Annotated in this window: 12 protein-coding genes and 1 riboswitch; of the genes, 2 read left to right on the forward strand and 10 right to left on the reverse strand. The window is 36.7% G+C overall.

Annotation, left to right across the window (positions count from 1 at the left end; genetic code table 11):
- Positions 1-140: 140 nt before the first annotated feature.
- The 7 genes from AC106K_RS22250 to metE all read right to left on the reverse strand — a co-directional run bounded on the left by AC106K_RS22250 (position 141) and on the right by metE (position 15,322).
- Positions 141-608, reverse strand: a complete 468-nt coding sequence (locus AC106K_RS22250; protein ID WP_482447646.1) for a hypothetical protein — start codon at positions 606-608, stop codon at positions 141-143.
- 9 nt (positions 609-617) lie between these two features.
- The gene (locus AC106K_RS22255) at positions 618-2,132 is read right to left on the reverse strand and encodes an RHS repeat-associated core domain-containing protein (RefSeq protein ID WP_482447648.1); all 1,515 of its coding nucleotides are present in this window, start codon (positions 2,130-2,132) and stop codon (positions 618-620) included.
- 618 nt (positions 2,133-2,750) lie between these two features.
- Positions 2,751-4,790 carry an RHS repeat-associated core domain-containing protein gene (locus AC106K_RS22260; protein WP_482447650.1) on the reverse strand — a complete coding sequence of 680 codons (2,040 nt, stop codon included), beginning with the start codon at positions 4,788-4,790 and terminating at the stop codon, positions 2,751-2,753.
- A 149-nt stretch (positions 4,791-4,939) separates the two neighbouring features.
- Positions 4,940-5,494 carry a hypothetical protein gene (locus AC106K_RS22265; protein WP_482447651.1) on the reverse strand — a complete coding sequence of 185 codons (555 nt, stop codon included), beginning with the start codon at positions 5,492-5,494 and terminating at the stop codon, positions 4,940-4,942.
- Between the two features lies 1 nt (position 5,495).
- Positions 5,496-9,107, reverse strand: a complete 3,612-nt coding sequence (locus AC106K_RS22270; RefSeq protein WP_482447652.1) for a DUF6443 domain-containing protein — start codon at positions 9,105-9,107, stop codon at positions 5,496-5,498.
- Between the two features lie 6 nt (positions 9,108-9,113).
- Complete coding sequence (locus AC106K_RS22275) at positions 9,114-12,527, reverse strand: hypothetical protein (protein WP_482447653.1); 3,414 nt, start codon at positions 12,525-12,527, stop codon at positions 9,114-9,116.
- A 491-nt stretch (positions 12,528-13,018) separates the two neighbouring features.
- Entirely contained in the window at positions 13,019-15,322 is a 2,304-nt protein-coding gene (gene metE / locus AC106K_RS22280; protein ID WP_482447654.1) for a 5-methyltetrahydropteroyltriglutamate--homocysteine S-methyltransferase, read from the reverse strand.
- A 171-nt stretch (positions 15,323-15,493) separates the two neighbouring features.
- Positions 15,494-15,678: riboswitch (cobalamin riboswitch) on the reverse strand.
- A gap of 192 nt (positions 15,679-15,870) precedes the next feature.
- On the opposite strand from metE, the gene AC106K_RS22285 reads away from it, so the two are divergent.
- Positions 15,871-16,332 carry an Lrp/AsnC family transcriptional regulator gene (locus AC106K_RS22285; protein WP_047095655.1) on the forward strand — a complete coding sequence of 154 codons (462 nt, stop codon included), beginning with the start codon at positions 15,871-15,873 and terminating at the stop codon, positions 16,330-16,332.
- Between the two features lie 26 nt (positions 16,333-16,358).
- Here the strand turns inward: AC106K_RS22285 and AC106K_RS22290 are convergent, their stop codons facing one another.
- The 3 genes from AC106K_RS22290 to AC106K_RS22300 all read right to left on the reverse strand — a co-directional run bounded on the left by AC106K_RS22290 (position 16,359) and on the right by AC106K_RS22300 (position 17,239).
- Complete coding sequence (locus AC106K_RS22290) at positions 16,359-16,547, reverse strand: LytTR family transcriptional regulator DNA-binding domain-containing protein (RefSeq protein WP_482447881.1); 189 nt, start codon at positions 16,545-16,547, stop codon at positions 16,359-16,361.
- Positions 16,548-16,919: a LytR/AlgR family response regulator transcription factor gene (locus tag AC106K_RS22295; protein ID WP_482447655.1), complete on the reverse strand. Its 372-nt coding sequence runs from the start codon at positions 16,917-16,919 to the stop codon at positions 16,548-16,550.
- A gap of 71 nt (positions 16,920-16,990) precedes the next feature.
- Positions 16,991-17,239: a hypothetical protein gene (locus tag AC106K_RS22300; protein ID WP_482447656.1), complete on the reverse strand. Its 249-nt coding sequence runs from the start codon at positions 17,237-17,239 to the stop codon at positions 16,991-16,993.
- Positions 17,240-17,489: 250 nt separating this feature from the next.
- Between AC106K_RS22300 and AC106K_RS22305 the strand changes: the two genes are divergently transcribed.
- Positions 17,490-18,344 carry a LytTR family DNA-binding domain-containing protein gene (locus tag AC106K_RS22305; protein ID WP_482447657.1) on the forward strand — a complete coding sequence of 285 codons (855 nt, stop codon included), beginning with the start codon at positions 17,490-17,492 and terminating at the stop codon, positions 18,342-18,344.
- Positions 18,345-18,394: the final 50 nt, after the last annotated feature.

Below are 18,394 nucleotides of genomic sequence, written 5' to 3' on the forward strand. Positions count from 1 at the left end.
TAAAAAATCCTCCCTTTGCTTTATTCTACCATAAAAACTCAAAAATATGACCCCCGAAAAATAAATTCATTGAAAAATATGAGTTACAAAAAAATACGCCCATAAAAAAGGCTGTCCTTTTGAGACAGCCTCTTTGGTATTTATCTCTGGGTTTTTCCTGTCCCATCACCGGCATATCCTTCTAAGATATTTATGCTTAAATGTATCACTCCTTTTTTATAATTGGAATAATGTCCTTTTTTATCCGTAAATAAACTATCATTCTTCTGTTTATTATCTAAATAATTATATATTCTAAAAGGCAATCTGTCTTTATTATAAATTTTATCATCAACATTTCCATAGTATAACAAATCGTTAGGTTTATTATTAAGCCATAAAAAATCTATATACTCATTTTTATTCTTGGTTTCAATATAACCATCTTCTGGCTTTGTCACTCCATAATATTTACCAGGTATCAGATAGCAAGTTCCTCCATATCTTTTCCACATTGTAATGTATTCTCCATTGGTTGCTTTGAAAAAAGAACGACTCTGGTCAAACCAAAGAAATAACCCTGCAATAAAACAAACCAATATAATCAGTATCTTAAATATTCTTCTCATATATCAATGTTATTTAGGTCCACGTAATGGATTTGAGGATTGAGACTTGTAAACTGCGGCACGCCTACTATCATAATTTTTATGTCCGAGAGTATGACCTACTTTTTGCGCCATCTGAGTAGTTTGTCCTTCTGTAGCAAGTTTTCCTTCCTGTTTACTTTGAAGAGCATCAAATCCTAATCTTGCGGTTCCCCAGGTTAAACCATTATTTCCGGCAATATAGCCTGCTCCAAAGTTTCCAATATCTCTAGCAGAAGCGATAACAGAAACGTTATCCGTCTTATCTCCAGTATCTATTGAAAATAAAACACCCCTATAAGTGTATGTCGCTCTTTCATCTTTAGGAATATTCTGAATACCATTTGCTTCACCATTGGGCCCGTTTGTTTTAAAATCATATTGTTCCCCACCTTTTCCATTCGCCATATATTTAATAATATTAGGCTCATTAGGACCCATCAAATCATTAAGAAAATCATTACCGCTCAAATCACCAGGACTTATCACAGCCCCTTCAACAGCTTTGTTATCGTCTCCCATAAAAGAACGTGGAGTCAGAGAGTTCGCGATATGCTGAGATGTATTAATATCATAATCCCCTTTGTCATCTGCTAAATAAATTCCATTATTTCCGTCATCTTTGGCATTTACGACAGTGTATGTCCCATCTTTATTATCTTTGACTCCAGTACTTGTCACACCACGTCCATCAGGATCAATAAACCTAATCGGATTATTCATTGTATAATTATAAGGTGACCATCTTCTATATTTCTCCGCCAGCGGATCCACCACACCCCAACGTCCAATATCCGGCATATACATCCTCGCTCCATAATCATACATCCCCGTCTCCTGCAACTCCTTCCCATTGTACTTGTAATTCAAATATCCTCCCAACTGGCTTTTAATCCCACCTATATGGTTCATTCCAAATGGGTAGTAATTATTGGTATCGGTTATTTCAAGAGCGCCTGTGCTGTTTTTGGCATAGTTCACCCTGGCATTACCAAGGTGATCTTTGTACTGATAAATATAACGATTTTCTTCAAAACTATAAAAACCTTCTGCTGTAGGCACAAAATCAAGACGCCATTTAGGTTCCAGGGGCTTTATCGGATCAATACCTTTCTCTCCTTTAAAGGCCTGCTCTTCAAAAGCGACACTGGTTCTGCACCACAGGCATTCGGTTATTTCAGAATATTTATACTGAAAACCATCCAGATAATCGGTTATATTGGTCGTTATCTTGGTATTTCCTTTGTTGCCTCCACTTTTATATATTTTACGAACTTTTGTACCATCTGCTCTGTACAGATAGGCAAGCTCAAAATTGGTGTAGCCGCCAACAGGATTAGTCTGAGTGATGGAATAGGATTCAGGTAAATTAAGATAATTATACGTAATGGTATTAATACCTTTATCCTTCATATTAATCATGCTGCCATTCAGATTATAATCAATAAGATTATTTCCACCTTCATAGCCGGTATCATTCATTCCATCTTCTATTACCTTATCCAAACGGTTTCCCACGTATTGATAAGTAAGATCATCTACCAAAGTAGAGGTTAGTCCGTATACAGGAACTGCCCAACGTTTCAGGGGATGGCCACGCAGCTGGCAGAAGCCTTGGAAGTGTCTCTGGATTATCTTGTAGGCTCTACGGATATTCTACTGGATAAAAATATTGTCGCTAAAATTTTAGATATACAAAAACTAAAAGAGAACGATAGACACCACGTCTTCGCTCTCCTAGATGCGTTTATTAAACAAACTAAATTGCAAAGCATTTTATAAAACAACAAAGCCAGTTTGAGTGGCTTTGTTGTTTTATTATGGAGTATTCCATACTTCATTCCAAGTTATAAAAAATTATATACAACATAAATAATGAAAGAGAATAAAATAATTAGAGGTATTACAGAATATAATAAATTAGTTCTGTCATTCTTATATTTGAAAATATTACTTATAAAAAAAATAAAAAACGTAACTATTCCTGGTATAAAAATAATCCAGTTTAATATCAAATCAATAAAAGATCTTCCATCTCCAATATTTCTAATTAGATAGAAAAACAAAGAAAATACTAAAAATATCAGTATTAAATTTTTAGGGTATTGAATCTTTTTTAGCATGTTAATATTTTCTTCCTTTTTTTATTGCATTTTGATCTGCTCCAGAATCCAAGCTGCCTTTTCTCAACTCATTTGCTTGTGAACCTGTCGAAACTTCTATATCTGTTAATCCAATTTCTTTTGTCCAATTTCCCCACATAAAATTCCCTGCATCATAAAGATTGTAAACATCATTTGTCCCTTCAAATTTAAAGAATGCTTCATCTTCTACATAGTGTATTCTAAAAACTCCTCCATCTTCTGTTAAACCATTCTTTCCTCCTTCAACTTGATTTGTTAAAAAACTATGTGTAAAATCAGCATCATTATGAGATTCAAAGGCAATCATTGCATTTGCTATTCCATAAGCTGCCGCTTTCATTTCATTACTTGGCAATGCTACGACTGCTCCTCTAGCTTTTTTTATTTCATCATTTAACCCTACACTATTTACAGCTTTATCTACTTGCCCTGAACTTATAGTATAATAAACCCTATCTCCTTTTTTAAATTCAGAATTTAAGAATTTCTTATCAACACCTTTGGGGTCATTGAATTTAAGTTCATTTCCTTTCATGTCAAAAAATCTATTGGGTTGATTATTTTGTTTTACATATTGAACTTTGCCTGAATTATTAACCGTAATATCATCTTTAGGGGCTCTTCCATCCGGATCAATAAACCTAGTCGGATTGTTATAAGCATAATTATAAGGACTAAATCTTGTCATTTTTTCCGCCAACGGATCTACAACTCCCCATCTTCCTAAATCCGGCATATACATTCTCGCGCCATAATCATACATTCCCGTCTCCTGCAATTCCTTTCCGTTGTACTTATAATTCAAATACCCTCCCAATTGACTCTTAATTCCACCTATATGGTTCATTCCAAATGGATAATAGTTGTTGGTATCGGTTATTTCAAGAGCGCCTGTGCTGTTTTTGGCATAGTTCACCCGAGCATTGCCAAGGTGATCTTTATACTGGTAAATATAACGATTTTCTTCAAAACTATAAAAACCTTCTGTTGTAGGGACAAAATCAAGACGCCATTTAGGAGCAATTGGCTTAAGACTATCTTTATTATCTGCTTTGAAAGCTTCCTGTTCAAATGCTACACTGGTTCTGCACCACGGACAAGGCTCAAGAGTTTCATAAAGTTTATACTGAAAACCATCAAGATAATCGGTAATATCATTAGTCTTTGGCTGCCCTTTTCCGCCTCCGCCTGAAGTATTGATCTTTCGAAGCTTTACCCCATCTGCACGATAAAGGTAGCTCAGCTCAAAACTTAGAGTTCCACCAAGGGGATTATTCTGGGCAATTGAGAAATAGTCTGGTAAATTAAGGTGATTATAAGTAATATCATAGATCCCCTTATCTTTCATCGTGATCATGCTGCCATTAGGATTATAATCAATGGTATTGTTTCCACCTTCATAGCCGGTATCATTCATTCCATCTTCTATTACCTTATCCAAACGATTTCCAACGTATTGATAAGTAAGATCATCCACCAAAGTAGAAGTTAGTCCGTATACGGGAACAGCCCAACGTTTCAGGGTACCTATATTTCCGTTCAGATCATAGGTAAGGTGTTCGTCAAAGGTTCCACTGACACCCGTTGAGGGTTCTTTATAAAAAGCTTTGGTTAATCTGTTGACTTTGTCATATTCGTAATCATAGCGTTTCAGCAGATTTTCGGAACCATTGTTCCAGTCTACTTCTGCTATATTTCCATTGTATCTGCCAACTACCTGAGTATTGGCCGGATTATGATACCTTATTTCATACCCAAACAGTTTTCCGTTCAGATTAGAAGGATCATTAATTCTGGTCATCCAGCCTCTGATATTGTATCGGTAATCAATCTGCTGAAGTGGTGAAGCCGCTGCAATCCCTCCCATTTTCTTAGATTCAAGCTGCGAAAGTTCATTGTATTTGTTCTGGGTAAGGTATTCTACAGGATTATTGTCTACCTGATGTTTGTGTACAAGTAATCTATTTTGTGAATCGTATTCAAAAGTTTCTATAATCACCTTTTCTGTATCGGAAGCCAATCTTTTATGTCGGGTAAGGGACTTTTAAAATACAAAACCACGGCTCAATAGCCGTGGTTTTGTTACTATTACTTCACCACACGATAGAATCGTGCGGCAGCCAGGGTTCTTTATTATTGCTTATGTGATTACAAATCCTCAAGATCGGACTAATTCTTATTAAATTTCTTAATACACTGTTCAATAAATTGAGGTTGTGTAAATATCACTTTTTTGTCATTTACATACATAAATAACGAATCGTTTTTAACTGCATTGAGTTTTTTATCATGAACCTTTAAAAGAAAAATTGCCTGATAATTACCCGTTCTATCTTTTTTTGGTTCCAGATGACTTACACTTTCTGCAATTTTTATTTCGTTTTTCATACTATCGTCCACTTTTGCATATTGTGATTTGATTGCTTCTAAATCATTTACTGCTTTAAAATTTTCAAGTTCTTTTATTAGCTGTTCCTTTCGTTTAATTAATATCTTCAATCTCTGACTAGAATATTGAAATAAGAGATCAGCTTCCTGCCATTCCATTAAAGTATCATATTTTGCAAGATGAATGGATTCTAAAGAAGAACCATCTTGTTTAAGCTCTTGTGTAATTTTTTTCTGAATCGATTGGGTTAATTCTTCTTTAAAGCTTTCAGCCTTATCTTTTCTACAAGAAAGAATAGTGAATAGAATCAATATATAAATTATTTTAGTCTTCATATTATCTTGGTGTTATTCTTTTTAATATAGAATCAGCTTGCTTATCAAGTCTAGCATTAATAGCATTAACACTACCTACCATTGAATCCTTTTGACTTCTTGACATATTAGTTTTATGTACATCCTGAGTTTTAACACCGACACCGGTTATTCTGTCTCCAGATCCTCTATAAATATTAAGACCAACTGCTTGGGAACCATGATAACTAAGTGTATCGGGTTCTGCTGCTACAGCATTTGAAGAACTTTTTGTTGATCCCGCTGCTGAAACCGCTAAATCAATTAAAGACATTACATCCACCATAGTATTCATCAAACTTATTCCCTGATCCCCTCTGCTTAAACCATTATGTATTCCTCCAAAATAACCTCCCATATCAACCATTTTGTCTATATCTCCTCTGAAGAATGGATTGGTATCTTCACGAGGACCAGATCCTCCAAGATTTGAATAGAATTCTCCACCCTCACTTCCTAAATGTGATAACCATTTTGCAAGATCAAAACCAGGTTTACTTGTAATTGTAGTACCTACTAATGTGGTAGCAGACTCGCCATTATTAAACAATTGCCCATCTGCTGTAAAAGAACCATCAGAGTTTAAATTAAATTCCTGAACTGTTTGTCCATTTTCAACACCGAGTACTCTAGTATTATTTATAGCTGTTAAGTTAGTATAGCCATCTAATTCAGCACTACCATCATGCCATTCAATGTTTTGAGTTAAATTATTTTGATACCAATCTTTTCCAGACCTTCCATCCGGATCTATAAATCTAATTGGATTATTAAAAGCATACGTATAAGTAGAAAATCTTCTGCTCGTTTCAGCCAACGGATCGACAACACCCCATCTTCCCAAATCCGCCATATACATCCTGGCTCCATAATCATACATCCCAGTCTCTTGTAACTCCTTCCCATTGTACTTATAACTATATAATCCTCCCAAATTAGAAAGACTCATCATTCCTGTGATATGGTTTAATCCAAATGGATAATAATTGTTGGTATCCATAACTTCAAGGATTCCTTCATTATTTTTAGCAAAACTTACCCTTACATTTCCCAAATGATCTTTATATTGGTAAATATAGCGATTTTCCATAAAGTTGTAAGCTCCTTCTGACGTTGCCACAAAATCCAGTTTCCATGTTGGTGGTTCTCCCAGATCAGGAAGGATTTGTCCGATACTCTTATAAGCTTGTTCTTCAAAAGCAGATGCAGTGCGGCACTCCAGACATATTCCACCACCTTCTCTATATGTGTACTGGAACCCATCCAGATAATCGGTTATAGTGGTACTTGTCATTCCTCTTGGAGGTGTAGTTGAATATATTTTTCTCAACTTGGTTCCATCTGCACGATAAAGATAACCTAGATCTTCGTATCTGATCAATCCCAAACGGTTTGAATAAATTGAATAAGCATTTGGTAAATTAAGATAATTATACTTAATGGCATTAATCCCTTTATCCTTCATATTGATCATATTTCCATTCAGATTATAATCAATAAGATTATTTCCACCTTCATAGCCTGTGTCATTCATCGCATATTCTACAACCTGATTCAGGCGATTTCCTGTATATTTATATTCAAGATTATCTACCAAAGTAGAGGTTAGCCCATATACTGGAACTGCCCAACGTTTCAGGGTACCGATGTTTCCATTCAGGTCATAGGTAAGGTGTTCATCAAAAGTTCCACTGACACCCGTTGAGGGTTCTTTATAAAAAGCTTTGGTTAATCTGTTGACTTTGTCATATTCATAATCATAACGTTTCAGTAGATTTTCGGAGCCATTGTTCCAGTCTATTTCTGCAATATTTCCATTGTATCTTCCAAGTGTCTGAGTATTGACAGGGTTATGATACCTTATTTCATACCCAAACAGTTTTCCATTAAGGTTCGCAGGATCATTGATTTTGGTCATCCAGCCTCTGATATTGTATCGGTAATCGATCTGCTGAAGTGGTGAAGCCGCTGCAATCCCCCCTACTTTCTTAGATTCAAGCTGCGAAAGTTCATTGTATTTGTTCTGGGTAAGGTATTCTACAGGATTATTGTCTACCTGATGTTTGTGTGCCAACAACCTGTTTTGTGAATCGTATTCAAAATTCTCTGTGATCACCCTTTCTGTATCGGAAGCCAATCTTTTATGTCGGGTAAGGGCCTGTAGTGGCAACCCTGCAAAATCCAGTTTGGATTCTGTTCTGGTATAACCTCCCAAATGATTGATGGAATGGGTTCCTATTACTCTTGCTTTCTGATCATAATAGGTGTAATTCTTCGTCCAGTTGTCATCTTCAATATTCTTTACAAAACTCATGACAGGTAAGCCTTTCGTGCTTCTTCCGTCTGAAGTAGGAGTAGCCGTTAAAACGGTCATTTCAGGGGTATTGGCCGGAAATATGGGGTTAAAACCATAGGCAGGATAGCTGTCATAATAGTTTAAGGATAATAAGGTCACCCATTTTGTTGAATTGGGATAGGTGGTATCCGGATTATCATAGTATACATTCATCCCCTGTCTTTCGAAAAGGACAGTATTGATTCTATTGACATTGTTTGAAGTATATCCGTTAGCAATACTCTGTTCCTGAGATCTTTCTCCACCTGTACTTATACCGGTAATCGCGACTCTTCCCAATTGATCATATTTGGTATACAGCCACTGCCCTTTGAGCTTTAATTCTGCATCCTGAGTGGCTACCAATCGGTCTTGTTTGTCATATATCATAGATTCCCAGCCTTTTCCGGGAAGTTTTTTCTCTACAAGTCTGCCCCTGCCATCATAGCGGTATTGATAGCAGAGTTCATCTTGTTTTGTGGTATTGGGAACAATATCACCTCTCATACTGGCTATAGGAGGTATAACAAAAGCTAGCTGGTCATATTCGTTATACACATAATAGGTACTGCTTTCATCTTCTTTTCTCACCATTATAAGCTGGCCATTGCCATTTTTGAATTCTATGGTTTTATTCCCATCTTCATCAGTAACCGTATTTTTATATAATTGGTTATCCGTATACAGCCAGTTTTCACCTAATACCGATTTGGTAGCTCCATTTTCCCAGGTGGTAACGGTTGTAAATTTTCTTACCTGGTCATTAACGGAAACAGCTGAATATTCAAACTTCACAGGTTTAGTACTCCAGGCATTTCCTACCTGAATCTGCTGTTGTATCCTATCCAAAGGAGAATTTTCCAGTACTTTTTCTGAGTAGATCTTTTCGCCTGTATAGATTCCTGTAGCATCACTTACGGGAAAATTTACCATACCAGGAGTTTGAGGATAAATCGTTCCGTTTTGGGTTCCGGACTGAGGAATGGGAAGATAATCTCTGGTCTGTCGCCCAAAATTATCATAGACAATAGGCGTTACTATATCTCTGCCTAATGGTGAGGCTTTTACATTTACCACCTGTTTAGCTCTGCCTAATCCATCAAAATACTGAACGGTTTCCGCCGATTTGGTCGCCTGGGTTCCGTTATAATCAAGATAGGTTTTTGTCTGTATATAGTTTTCGGTATTTGGAAGCGGGGTAAGCTGGGACTTCACAGTACCCACTACCAGGATTCCTATGGGAATTAATATTTTTTTCATCAGGTATTAGTTTTTATAGTTGTACTTCATTTCCTTCAGGATCTTGCCATCCATATCAATCACTTTTTCCAATCTGCCGGCTGCATCATAGAGATAATTTTCTCTGATACCTGAAGGCGGGGTAATGCTTCTTACTCCGATCAATGGATCGTAGGTATAGGTAGAAACAAAAGAAGTAAATCTGACATCACTGCTAAGTCTTGTTCTGAATCTTTTTAAAGCAGATAAAAGAGCCGTTTCGTCATTATTAGCTCCCGCATTATAATCCAGATTCGAAGCGCTGATGATGTCTGCAGTTTCGGGAGAAAGTTGCAACAGATAGGAATAAGCAACTCCTTCTACTTTAGCAATAGGCAAACTCTGATTATATCCCCACACAATACAGACAGGGATCCCTTCTTTGGTGGTATACTGAAGAAGATTGCCTTTGTTATCGTATCGGTCATAATGTATATCGGTATCCATCAGCCCGGTTAGAATATCTTGCGAAAGAACCGAATAAGGAAGTGCAAGACCAGACGTTTTGGAATCAGCCTCTGTCTTACTGACCGGGTATAAAGTCTGTATTTTGGAGATCACTTTACCATCTTTCTTCGTCACCGTCTCAAGAGGCACTCCAATAATATTTTTACTGATCAGATATTGATTGTTCTTTTCCTGGGCATATTGATACTGAGTTTCTGTGATACGACCATCAGAAGATACCGATGTCTGCTTAGTAAGCTGGCTATGAACAGGCATCCCTTCATAATTGTAATCAATAGTGGTGATAAGCTTTCGGTAAGCAGATTCAGAAGTATTTAAACTATCTGCCGCAAAATAATCATCATAATTATTGTAAAATGATACGGGAACATGGTCTATGTATTCTATTACCCTTTCTTTCTGTAATTTGGTATCAATGCTGTAGTTCTTATAAATAGAAATATAAAAATTCGAAATACGCTGAACATTTGTCGTTCCACAATTCCCATAAGTAAGATCATTGAATGGCTTGGAAACAAAAAGATTAGGGTTTGTATCTGTAATATTGTATTTATTCTGGTAGTTTATCTGCTTGTTTTTATAGACTAGATTTCCCTTTTTTTCGAAGTATCGGATCCTGTTCAGTGTTCCACTGAATGACAATCTGTTTCCTTTGGCTGGAAAATACATACTGTTCAGAATAACTCCGAAAAAGTTTGTCAATCCGTTCACTGTCTCAAAATATCCGGAACCTGATGATGGAGATGGAGCTCCGCTTCCCCCGGCAGCGGCAGGACGAAGGTTTACCAGCGGATCTTCAGAATCTTTTTTGAAGGTTTTCTGATACCCGCCATTTTCAAAATTATCACCTCCTATACTCGTGGTTACAAAACGGTATCTTTCCTGTAAACGACTGTTGTATAAAGCACTGGAATTGGTAGAAGTATGTGTTGCATAAGCTATCGGCATGCTCATTCCTCCATGAAACTCTTCAAATGTTGCGTATTGTATAGTAGGAATAATCAACATATCATTTAAAGCAAGATCTTCTTCTTTTATACGATATAATTCAATAGGATGATAATACAATCTTTTATATTCACTGATCTGTCCGTTTTCTAAACTTGTCACCGATTTTAAACGGATACCAAAATCATCAATAGGATCTCTGTGACTGTAGGAAAGTTTTAAATCGGCAAAGCCATTGGGCGTAAAAGTAAGAAGATATTTTCTATCTTTCTGGAGATTAAAACTTCCATTAATTGAGTCCTGAACTGCATAGCCATATGTTTTTTCATCAGAATGAATCAGCTGGTGAGTCTCCAAATCTTCTATGGTAAACTTAGCCTGCTTCATATGATTGATACTTGAAGGGTTGGAATAGGTAATGAGCGTATAGGGAATGGTCTGATCAAAATGAATATTTTCAAGAACTTTTTTAGAAGTACCCGTCAAAATGGGTGTATTATTACCATCATCCTCAACTCCCAAACGAGATTTAAATACAGCTTTGGTTTTTGGAGACTCATATTCAAATTTTGTTGTTCCACCTGTAGGATAGGTTACTTCTTGTAATGCACCTTTTGATGCAAATAAGAAATTGGGTCTTCTGTTTCCGAAAGACTGCAAAATTGCGGGTTGATAAGAGCTGCTTGGAGGCATTGTATTTCCAAAAAATCCGGCAATCAAAGATTCATTACTCTCCTTACCGTTAAAATAACCATACATATCCTGACTATAAGACATTCTTCTAGGCAAAGACAAAGGATCATTATAATTAAACCTGTATTTTTTTTCAAATATATTTCTGCTGTAGAAGTTTATCTGAGAAAGATAAAATCTTTGCATATTCAATGCTCCCATAGAAGATTCAAAAAGATAATCAAATGTGACTTTTTTTAAAACTTCATTATTGACACGGTATTCAATTCCTGAAAGGTATTTTTTAAAATCAGAATCTCCTTTATCAGAATATATAAAGCTGATTATATCTGAATTTTCACTGTTGCTGATCGTCTTAAGTCTTTTCTTGTTTCTCGTATAATGAGTCTGTACAGAAATTCTCAGCTCAGGATCAAGATTCGGCATAGCACCTGGACCTGCACTTGAACTTAAACAACAGTAATACAAATATCTTGTATGAATTTCACTGATCGCATTGATTACCAAATCGGTATCTTCGTAGGAAAAATAAATTTTCTCTCCCGTCTGAGATTCAATCTCTTTCAGGAAAAATGACGTCACCGCATAATCTCCAGGTGGATTGGAAGGCATTGCCTTAGAAGCCGTGGTTTCCCAATAATTTATATTCCCTCCAAAAATATATTTCACACCTTCTTTAGTTGTGACCTCAAATCCGTTAAAATTCCGGTTATTGGTATCATTAAGCGGAAGAATATTCTTTATTTTTACGTCATCATTATTTTTTAGAAATACGGGGATAAAGTTCTGGTCCAGATAGAATGATCCCGATACATCAGCAAACCTGAATTCAAAAATATCACGCTCCGTATCCATTTGAAATGGGGAATAACAAGCCGTCCGGATTTCTTCATCAGCGTCACAGTCTGAAGCTGTTTTCTGAATTAACTCGGCCCCACTTTTATTCATCCGCATAGCCGCCAGCTCATCGGTCAATCCATTGACAGTTCTTGTAATAACACCGCCGGCATTGACCACCCAGGTCATTCCTACATCGTTGGGCAGATCATCTACTTTTACACCTGCACCACTATATAAAATACTGACATCGGTACTTAATTTATTGGCTTTATAGGTAAATAAAGGAATATTGACATTAGCACTTCCGGTATGTTCATTTTCAGATGTCACATTGGTTGCTTTCACAAAAGAGAAAGACTGTGGACTTGGGGGAATAAAACCTGCCTGTGAAAATGCCCATAGAGAATTGCAAAACATCCAAACGAGGAATAGATTCGATAATGTTTTTTTCATGATTATTAGTTTCTTATTTCTTAATTAGTTTAGCCTTACAGCTGTTCTTGTTATTGTCTTTTGGAGATCAGGTAAGGGCAGATATGCCCAGAACTGCGCATAAAGTACATGCGCTGAGACTTGTTTTTTCATTACTGTGTTTTTTTTAAAGTTAATAGTTTTTTTTGCAAATTTATCTTTTAACGCTTAAAAGCAAAATTAATTGTATTTAATACAAACAATCAATACCTATTTATAGATATTCAATATTAATACCTCAATTCTCATGATCTATGCAAAGCTACTTCTGTATTGCGACAGAACCTGTCGCATTATAAATTTGTTCTTTATATTCCAAGTTGAGACCTGAGATTCTTTTTTAAAGCTTATATACCTTCATAATTCGCTTCGCTTTAACACCATAAAACGTTTTAACTTCTTCTATTTTTATACAATAAAAAGAGGCAACCCCAAAGAATTGCCTCCCAACATAAAATGTTTATTGAAATATTTTAAACTGCATACTCTACAGAAGCCTCTTTAGCAGCAGCTACCATTGCGATCAGAGCTTTTTCGGTTTCTTCCCAATGTCTGGTTTTCAATCCGCAGTCGGGGTTTACCCAAAGCTGATTGGCCGGGATTACATCCTGAGCTTTTTTCAGCAGCTCCACCATCTCTTCTTTGGACGGAACTCTTGGCGAATGAATGTCATAAACCCCGGGACCTATTTCATTCGGGTATTTGAAATCGGCAAAAGCGTTCAGAAGTTCCATCTGGGAGCGGGAACATTCAATGGTGATGACGTCAGCATCCATATCTGCTATATTTTCGATAATATCATTGAATTCGGAATAGCACATATGAGTATGGATCTGCGTAGCGTCTTCCACTCCACTTGCTGAAATTCTGAAAGCTTCTACCGCCCATTTCAGATAAGTCTGCCAGCCGTCTTTTCTTAAAGGAAGCCCTTCTCTGATGGCCGGTTCATCGATCTGGATAATTCTGATGCCTGCTTTTTCCAGATCCACTACTTCATCGCGGATCGCCAAAGCAATTTGTTTACAGGTTTCTGAACGGGGCTGATCATCACGGACGAAAGACCACTGCAGGATCGTCACTGGACCTGTCAGCATTCCTTTCACCCATTTATCAGTCTGCGATTGTGCATATTGAGACCAGTAAACCGTCATAGGTGTTGGTCTGGAAACATCACCAAATATGACAGGAGGTTTCACGCAGCGGCTTCCATAGCTCTGTACCCAGCCGTTTTTGGTGAATACAAAGCCTTCCAGCTGTTCCCCGAAATATTCCACCATGTCATTCCTTTCAAATTCTCCGTGCACCAGTACATCAATTCCGATGTCTTCCTGCCAGCGGATCGTTCTTTGGGTCTCTTCTTTCAGTAAGGTATCATATTGTTCCGAAGTCAGATTTCCTTTTTTGAATTGTGCCCTCCAGCTTCTTACTTCTGCCGTTTGCGGAAATGAACCAATGGTAGTGGTAGGAAATAAAGGAAGCTTTAATATTTTCTGCTGCTCTTCTTTACGGATTTTAAAAACATTATTCCTTTGAGCCTCTTTTTCAGTAATCGCCCCGGCTCTCTGTTTTACCTGATTATTATGAATGAGAGACGATGTCTTTCTATGGGCAACCGCTTTCTTATTTTCTTCAAAATCAGTAAGAATATCTTTATTTCCGGTTCCTTCAGCAAGTTCTTTAAGAGCAACAACTTCTTTTACTTTCTGCCTGGCAAATGCCAGCCAGTTTTTGATTTCCGGATTAAGTTCTGTTTCAAAATCAAGATCGCACGGAGCATGAAGGAGTGAGCAGGACGGCGCTATAAATATTCTTTCATGGCCTACTTTTTCGATTGCTTTTGTAATGAAATTCAGTGATTTTTCATAATCGTTTTTCCAGATATTCCGTCCATCAACAAGGCCCAGTGACAGGCTTAAATGTTCAGGAATTACATTCAAAACTTCTTCCAGCTGCTCAGGATTTCTGACAAGATCTATATGCAGTACATTCACCGGAATTGAGACTGCAAGGGATAGATTATCCTTTAAGCCATCAAAATAAGTGGCAACAATCAGTTTTAGCTTCGGGAATTTTTTTCTGATTTCGGAATAGATAGACTGATAGGTTTCTTTTGTTTTCTCCGATATATCCAATGCTAGAAACGGTTCATCAAACTGAATCCATTCGGCGCCCTGCTCCTGAAGCCTTGTTAAAATTTCAATATAAACAGGAAGAAGATTTCCAGCCAGTTCCAGTTTATCAAAACCGTCCTCTTTTTCTTTCCCTAAAAGAAGATAAGAAACAGGCCCGATGATGACCGGCTTTGCATTGATTCCGGCCTGTTTTGCTCCTGCAAATTCATTAAAAATTTTATCTGAGCTTAGTTTAAACTGTTGATTTTTATAAAACTCAGGAACGATATAATGATAATTGGTATCGAACCATTTGGTCATTTCCATGGCCGTAATATCCAGCCCATCTTTCTGGTAACCTCTGGCCATAGCAAAATAAAGATCCAGTTCGGTGCTGTTTTTTTTAAGTGCTATTTCATGGTAACGTTTCGGGATAGCACCTACAATTAAGCTCATATCCAAAACCTGATCATAATAGGAAAAATCGTTACACGGAATAAGGTCTATACCGGCTTCTTTCTGAATGTTCCAGTTTTGGTTACAGATATTCCTTCCCACGGTAAGAAGCTCTTCCAAAACAATTTTACCTGACCAATACTGCTCGCAGGCTTTTTTAAGTTCTCTTTTGCTACCAATACGCGGATAGCCCAGAATGTGAGTTTGCATTTTTTACAATTTTTTAGTTAAACTTAATGGTAAAGCTCTTTGAAATGCTTCGTAATGCTTTTACAGAAATTCACAGGCTCACAGCGACATACCCGGCAATACAAATTCTCTTAAAAGAAAATGCATATCCATTATATCATCTGTATGACCCAGGCTTCAGACCGCGAAAGCATTGTCAATTCAGTAAAGGCAGGTCTCCTGACTTGTAACGGCTTCTATCATCCTTCCCGCTTCTGGCAGTGGATATGCGTGGATAGAAACCTTTGTGTGTTACTTACAGTTGCGCGACAGCTCGTGATTCTCACACGATTCCCTATTAATCTACCTTAAGTAAAACCTTTCCTGTTTGATGAAGTATAAAGAACTGTATCTTTTGTCTATATCAATCGATACTTTCAAAAGATTTTAATTTTGTGTAAAATTAATTATACAGAATAAACAAATAACAAACATGATAAAATTAAGCAAATTAAACTTAAAAATAAATTTGAAACAGAATATAATTCTGTAAATTTGATCGTTTTTATACTCTTAAAGAATAATATTCTGTGGAAGAACTTGATAATAAAGATGTACAGTTACTGAGACTGCTTCAAAAAAATGCTAAACTGACCGTTAAAGAGCTTGCCAAAGAAGTCAACCTCTCTCCTTCCCCTGTTTTTGAAAGGGTAAAAAGACTTGAGCAGGAAGGCTACGTAAAAAGGTATGCAGCTGTATTGGATGCTGAAAAACTCAACCGTGGATTTACAGTTTTCTGTCAGATCAAATTAAAGATTCACGACCGATCTGTGGGCTATGATTTTGTGAATGAAATTCTGGAAATTGAAGAAGTTGCCGAATGCTACAATATCTCCGGAGATTTTGATTTCCTTCTGAAAGTTCAGGTTCGGGATATGAAACATTATCAGGATTTTGTATTTAACAAACTGGGCTCGGTAGATTCTATCGGGAGTACACATAGCACATTTGTAATGGCTGAAGTGAAAAACAATCATGGCCTGACCATATAAATAATCTCATTCATTTTTTTACCACATCATTCTTCGATCCATTTCCGGAAAGAGGCAGTATTGCTCTGACTTGTGATCAGGTGGCCTTGAAAGCCTTTTATCTGAAGGGCCAGTGTATTTTTATTATAGCGTTCTATTTTCTCAACGTGCTTTTTCTGGACAAGCTGTCCCCGGTTGATTCTAAAAAAAGAGATTGGGTCAAGTTGATTTTCAATCTACTTTAAAGTAGACTCATTCAGCGGATGCTTTTTACCTGCCGTATCAATAGCAAAGACAATTCCTTCTTCCGCCTCAAAAAAAAGAATATCTTCAGTGTTGACAAAGTAGATTCCCTGATGGGTACTCACTGTAAAGCGGCTTTTATATTTTTTTTCCGGATTAGACTGACTCAGCATCTGTTGAAGCTGGCTCAAAACATCGGTTTTTCCTAATGCCTGATCTCTCAGCAACATGAATTTATCCCAGACCTTTTTGAAGCGGTCCTGAGAAAAAGGTTTTAAAAGATATTCAATTCCATTGGTTTCAAAAGCATTCATCCAAAACTGATCGTAGGCTGTCGTGAAGATGACAGGACAAGTGATCTCCACCTGTTCATAAATAACAAGCTATAATTGAGTCCATTGACAGAATCATTGGACTCAATTATTTCTATATGCTTTTATATTAAGTTTCTGGATTTCAGTTCATCTTTCAAAGCCTGATTATCTTTTTTCCATGCATTGATGGTAAAAGCAACGAATACAAGTGGAAGCAGCGTAAAAATTCCTACTCCATTTTTTATGGTACTGTAAATCGCAACTCCAATTAAACATCCTAAGAGCACGGCATTCATTATTTTGCCGGATTGGATCTTTTTATTTTTATCCAGTAATTCCTGGTCAGTAAGCTCGTTTAATTTTTTCTCCATTATTTAAAGGTTTGGTTATTGTTTTTCCAGATTATATCGTCCTGAAGCTTCAGATCATTCATCTGTTTTATGAGTTTTAAAAATACAAAAAAGAGAATATAAACGGCATTAAATTCTTATTTACCTATACCTCTCTAAAAGCAATGAAGCTATAGTTACAGAGATCTACTCATTTTCAGTACCATAGCAATGAACACTCATTTTTTCAGTATATTTGATAGAGGATGAAAACCTCCAAAACTCTACGAAAATGATATACTCAATTTCAAATAAGAACATGCCTTTCCGCTTTCCATTGAATATGAAAGCCTTGTTTATCATGCTTTCCGGGATTATTATTATGATTGTAGGTTTACATATTTTTCAGGATTTCTGGGAATCAAAAAGAAGCGGATATACTTTCAGCTTCAGCGAATCATTATTATTTAAGAGCATATGGTTTCTCTATATTCCGATCCTGATGGTTTTGTACCAAAAGATAAGAAATACAGGTCTTCAGCATTTTACCAAAACGGCAATATTCATTGTATTCCCAATCATCATACACCTTACTATACTTCCCTGTATTGCTTCAATTGTGAGTCTTCTTTTCTATCAGGGAAGATATGATCTGTTTAAATTCTTTTCCTATATCATGACCCATGATTTTTATACAATGGTTCTGGTCTATACAGGGTTTGTCTTAGGTTATCAATATCTTTCAAACCGAAAACAGGAGGTTACCCCAACAGAAAAAACATGCACTTCCGATACGCTGGTTATCAATAACGGCAGGGATAACGTGATTATCAATATTGAAAACATCATTCAGATCACTTCTGCTACGCCTTATGTTGCCATTCATCTTGAGCATAGGAAATACCTGCATTCGGAAACGCTGAAATCCATACATGAACAGCTCGGCCATACTGTTTTTATTCGGGTACATAAATCTGCTTTGGTCAACCTTTCCCAAGTCCGCTCCTTCAAATCCCGCCTGAATGGTGACTATGATTTGCAGATGGCAGAAGGAAGCACAGTGAGACTGAGCAGAACCTACGCTGCTGAATTCAAAAGACGTTTTACCACAGGGGCATCGGGTCAGGCTATCAACTCCTCAGGATAAAACATTTCATTTTCCTATGCTGTTTTCTGTCCATAATTTTACCGGCACAT

It is taken from the genome of Chryseobacterium sp. FR048, from assembly GCF_056844665.1.

Bases quoted from the DNA above. Each gene is read 5' to 3' on its own strand.
- AC106K_RS22250 (WP_482447646.1), bottom strand. From the start codon at position 608: ATGAGAAGAATATTTAAGATACTGATTATATTGGTTTGTTTTATTGCA.
- AC106K_RS22265 (WP_482447651.1), bottom strand. From the start codon at position 5,494: ATGAAGACTAAAATAATTTATATATTGATTCTATTCACTATTCTTTCT.
- AC106K_RS22270 (WP_482447652.1), bottom strand. From the start codon at position 9,107: ATGAAAAAAATATTAATTCCCATAGGAATCCTGGTAGTGGGTACTGTG.
- AC106K_RS22275 (WP_482447653.1), bottom strand. From the start codon at position 12,527: ATGAAAAAAACATTATCGAATCTATTCCTCGTTTGGATGTTTTGCAAT.
- metE (WP_482447654.1), bottom strand. From the start codon at position 15,322: ATGCAAACTCACATTCTGGGCTATCCGCGTATTGGTAGCAAAAGAGAA.
- AC106K_RS22300 (WP_482447656.1), bottom strand. From the start codon at position 17,239: ATGGAGAAAAAATTAAACGAGCTTACTGACCAGGAATTACTGGATAAA.
- AC106K_RS22305 (WP_482447657.1), top strand. From the start codon at position 17,490: ATGATATACTCAATTTCAAATAAGAACATGCCTTTCCGCTTTCCATTG.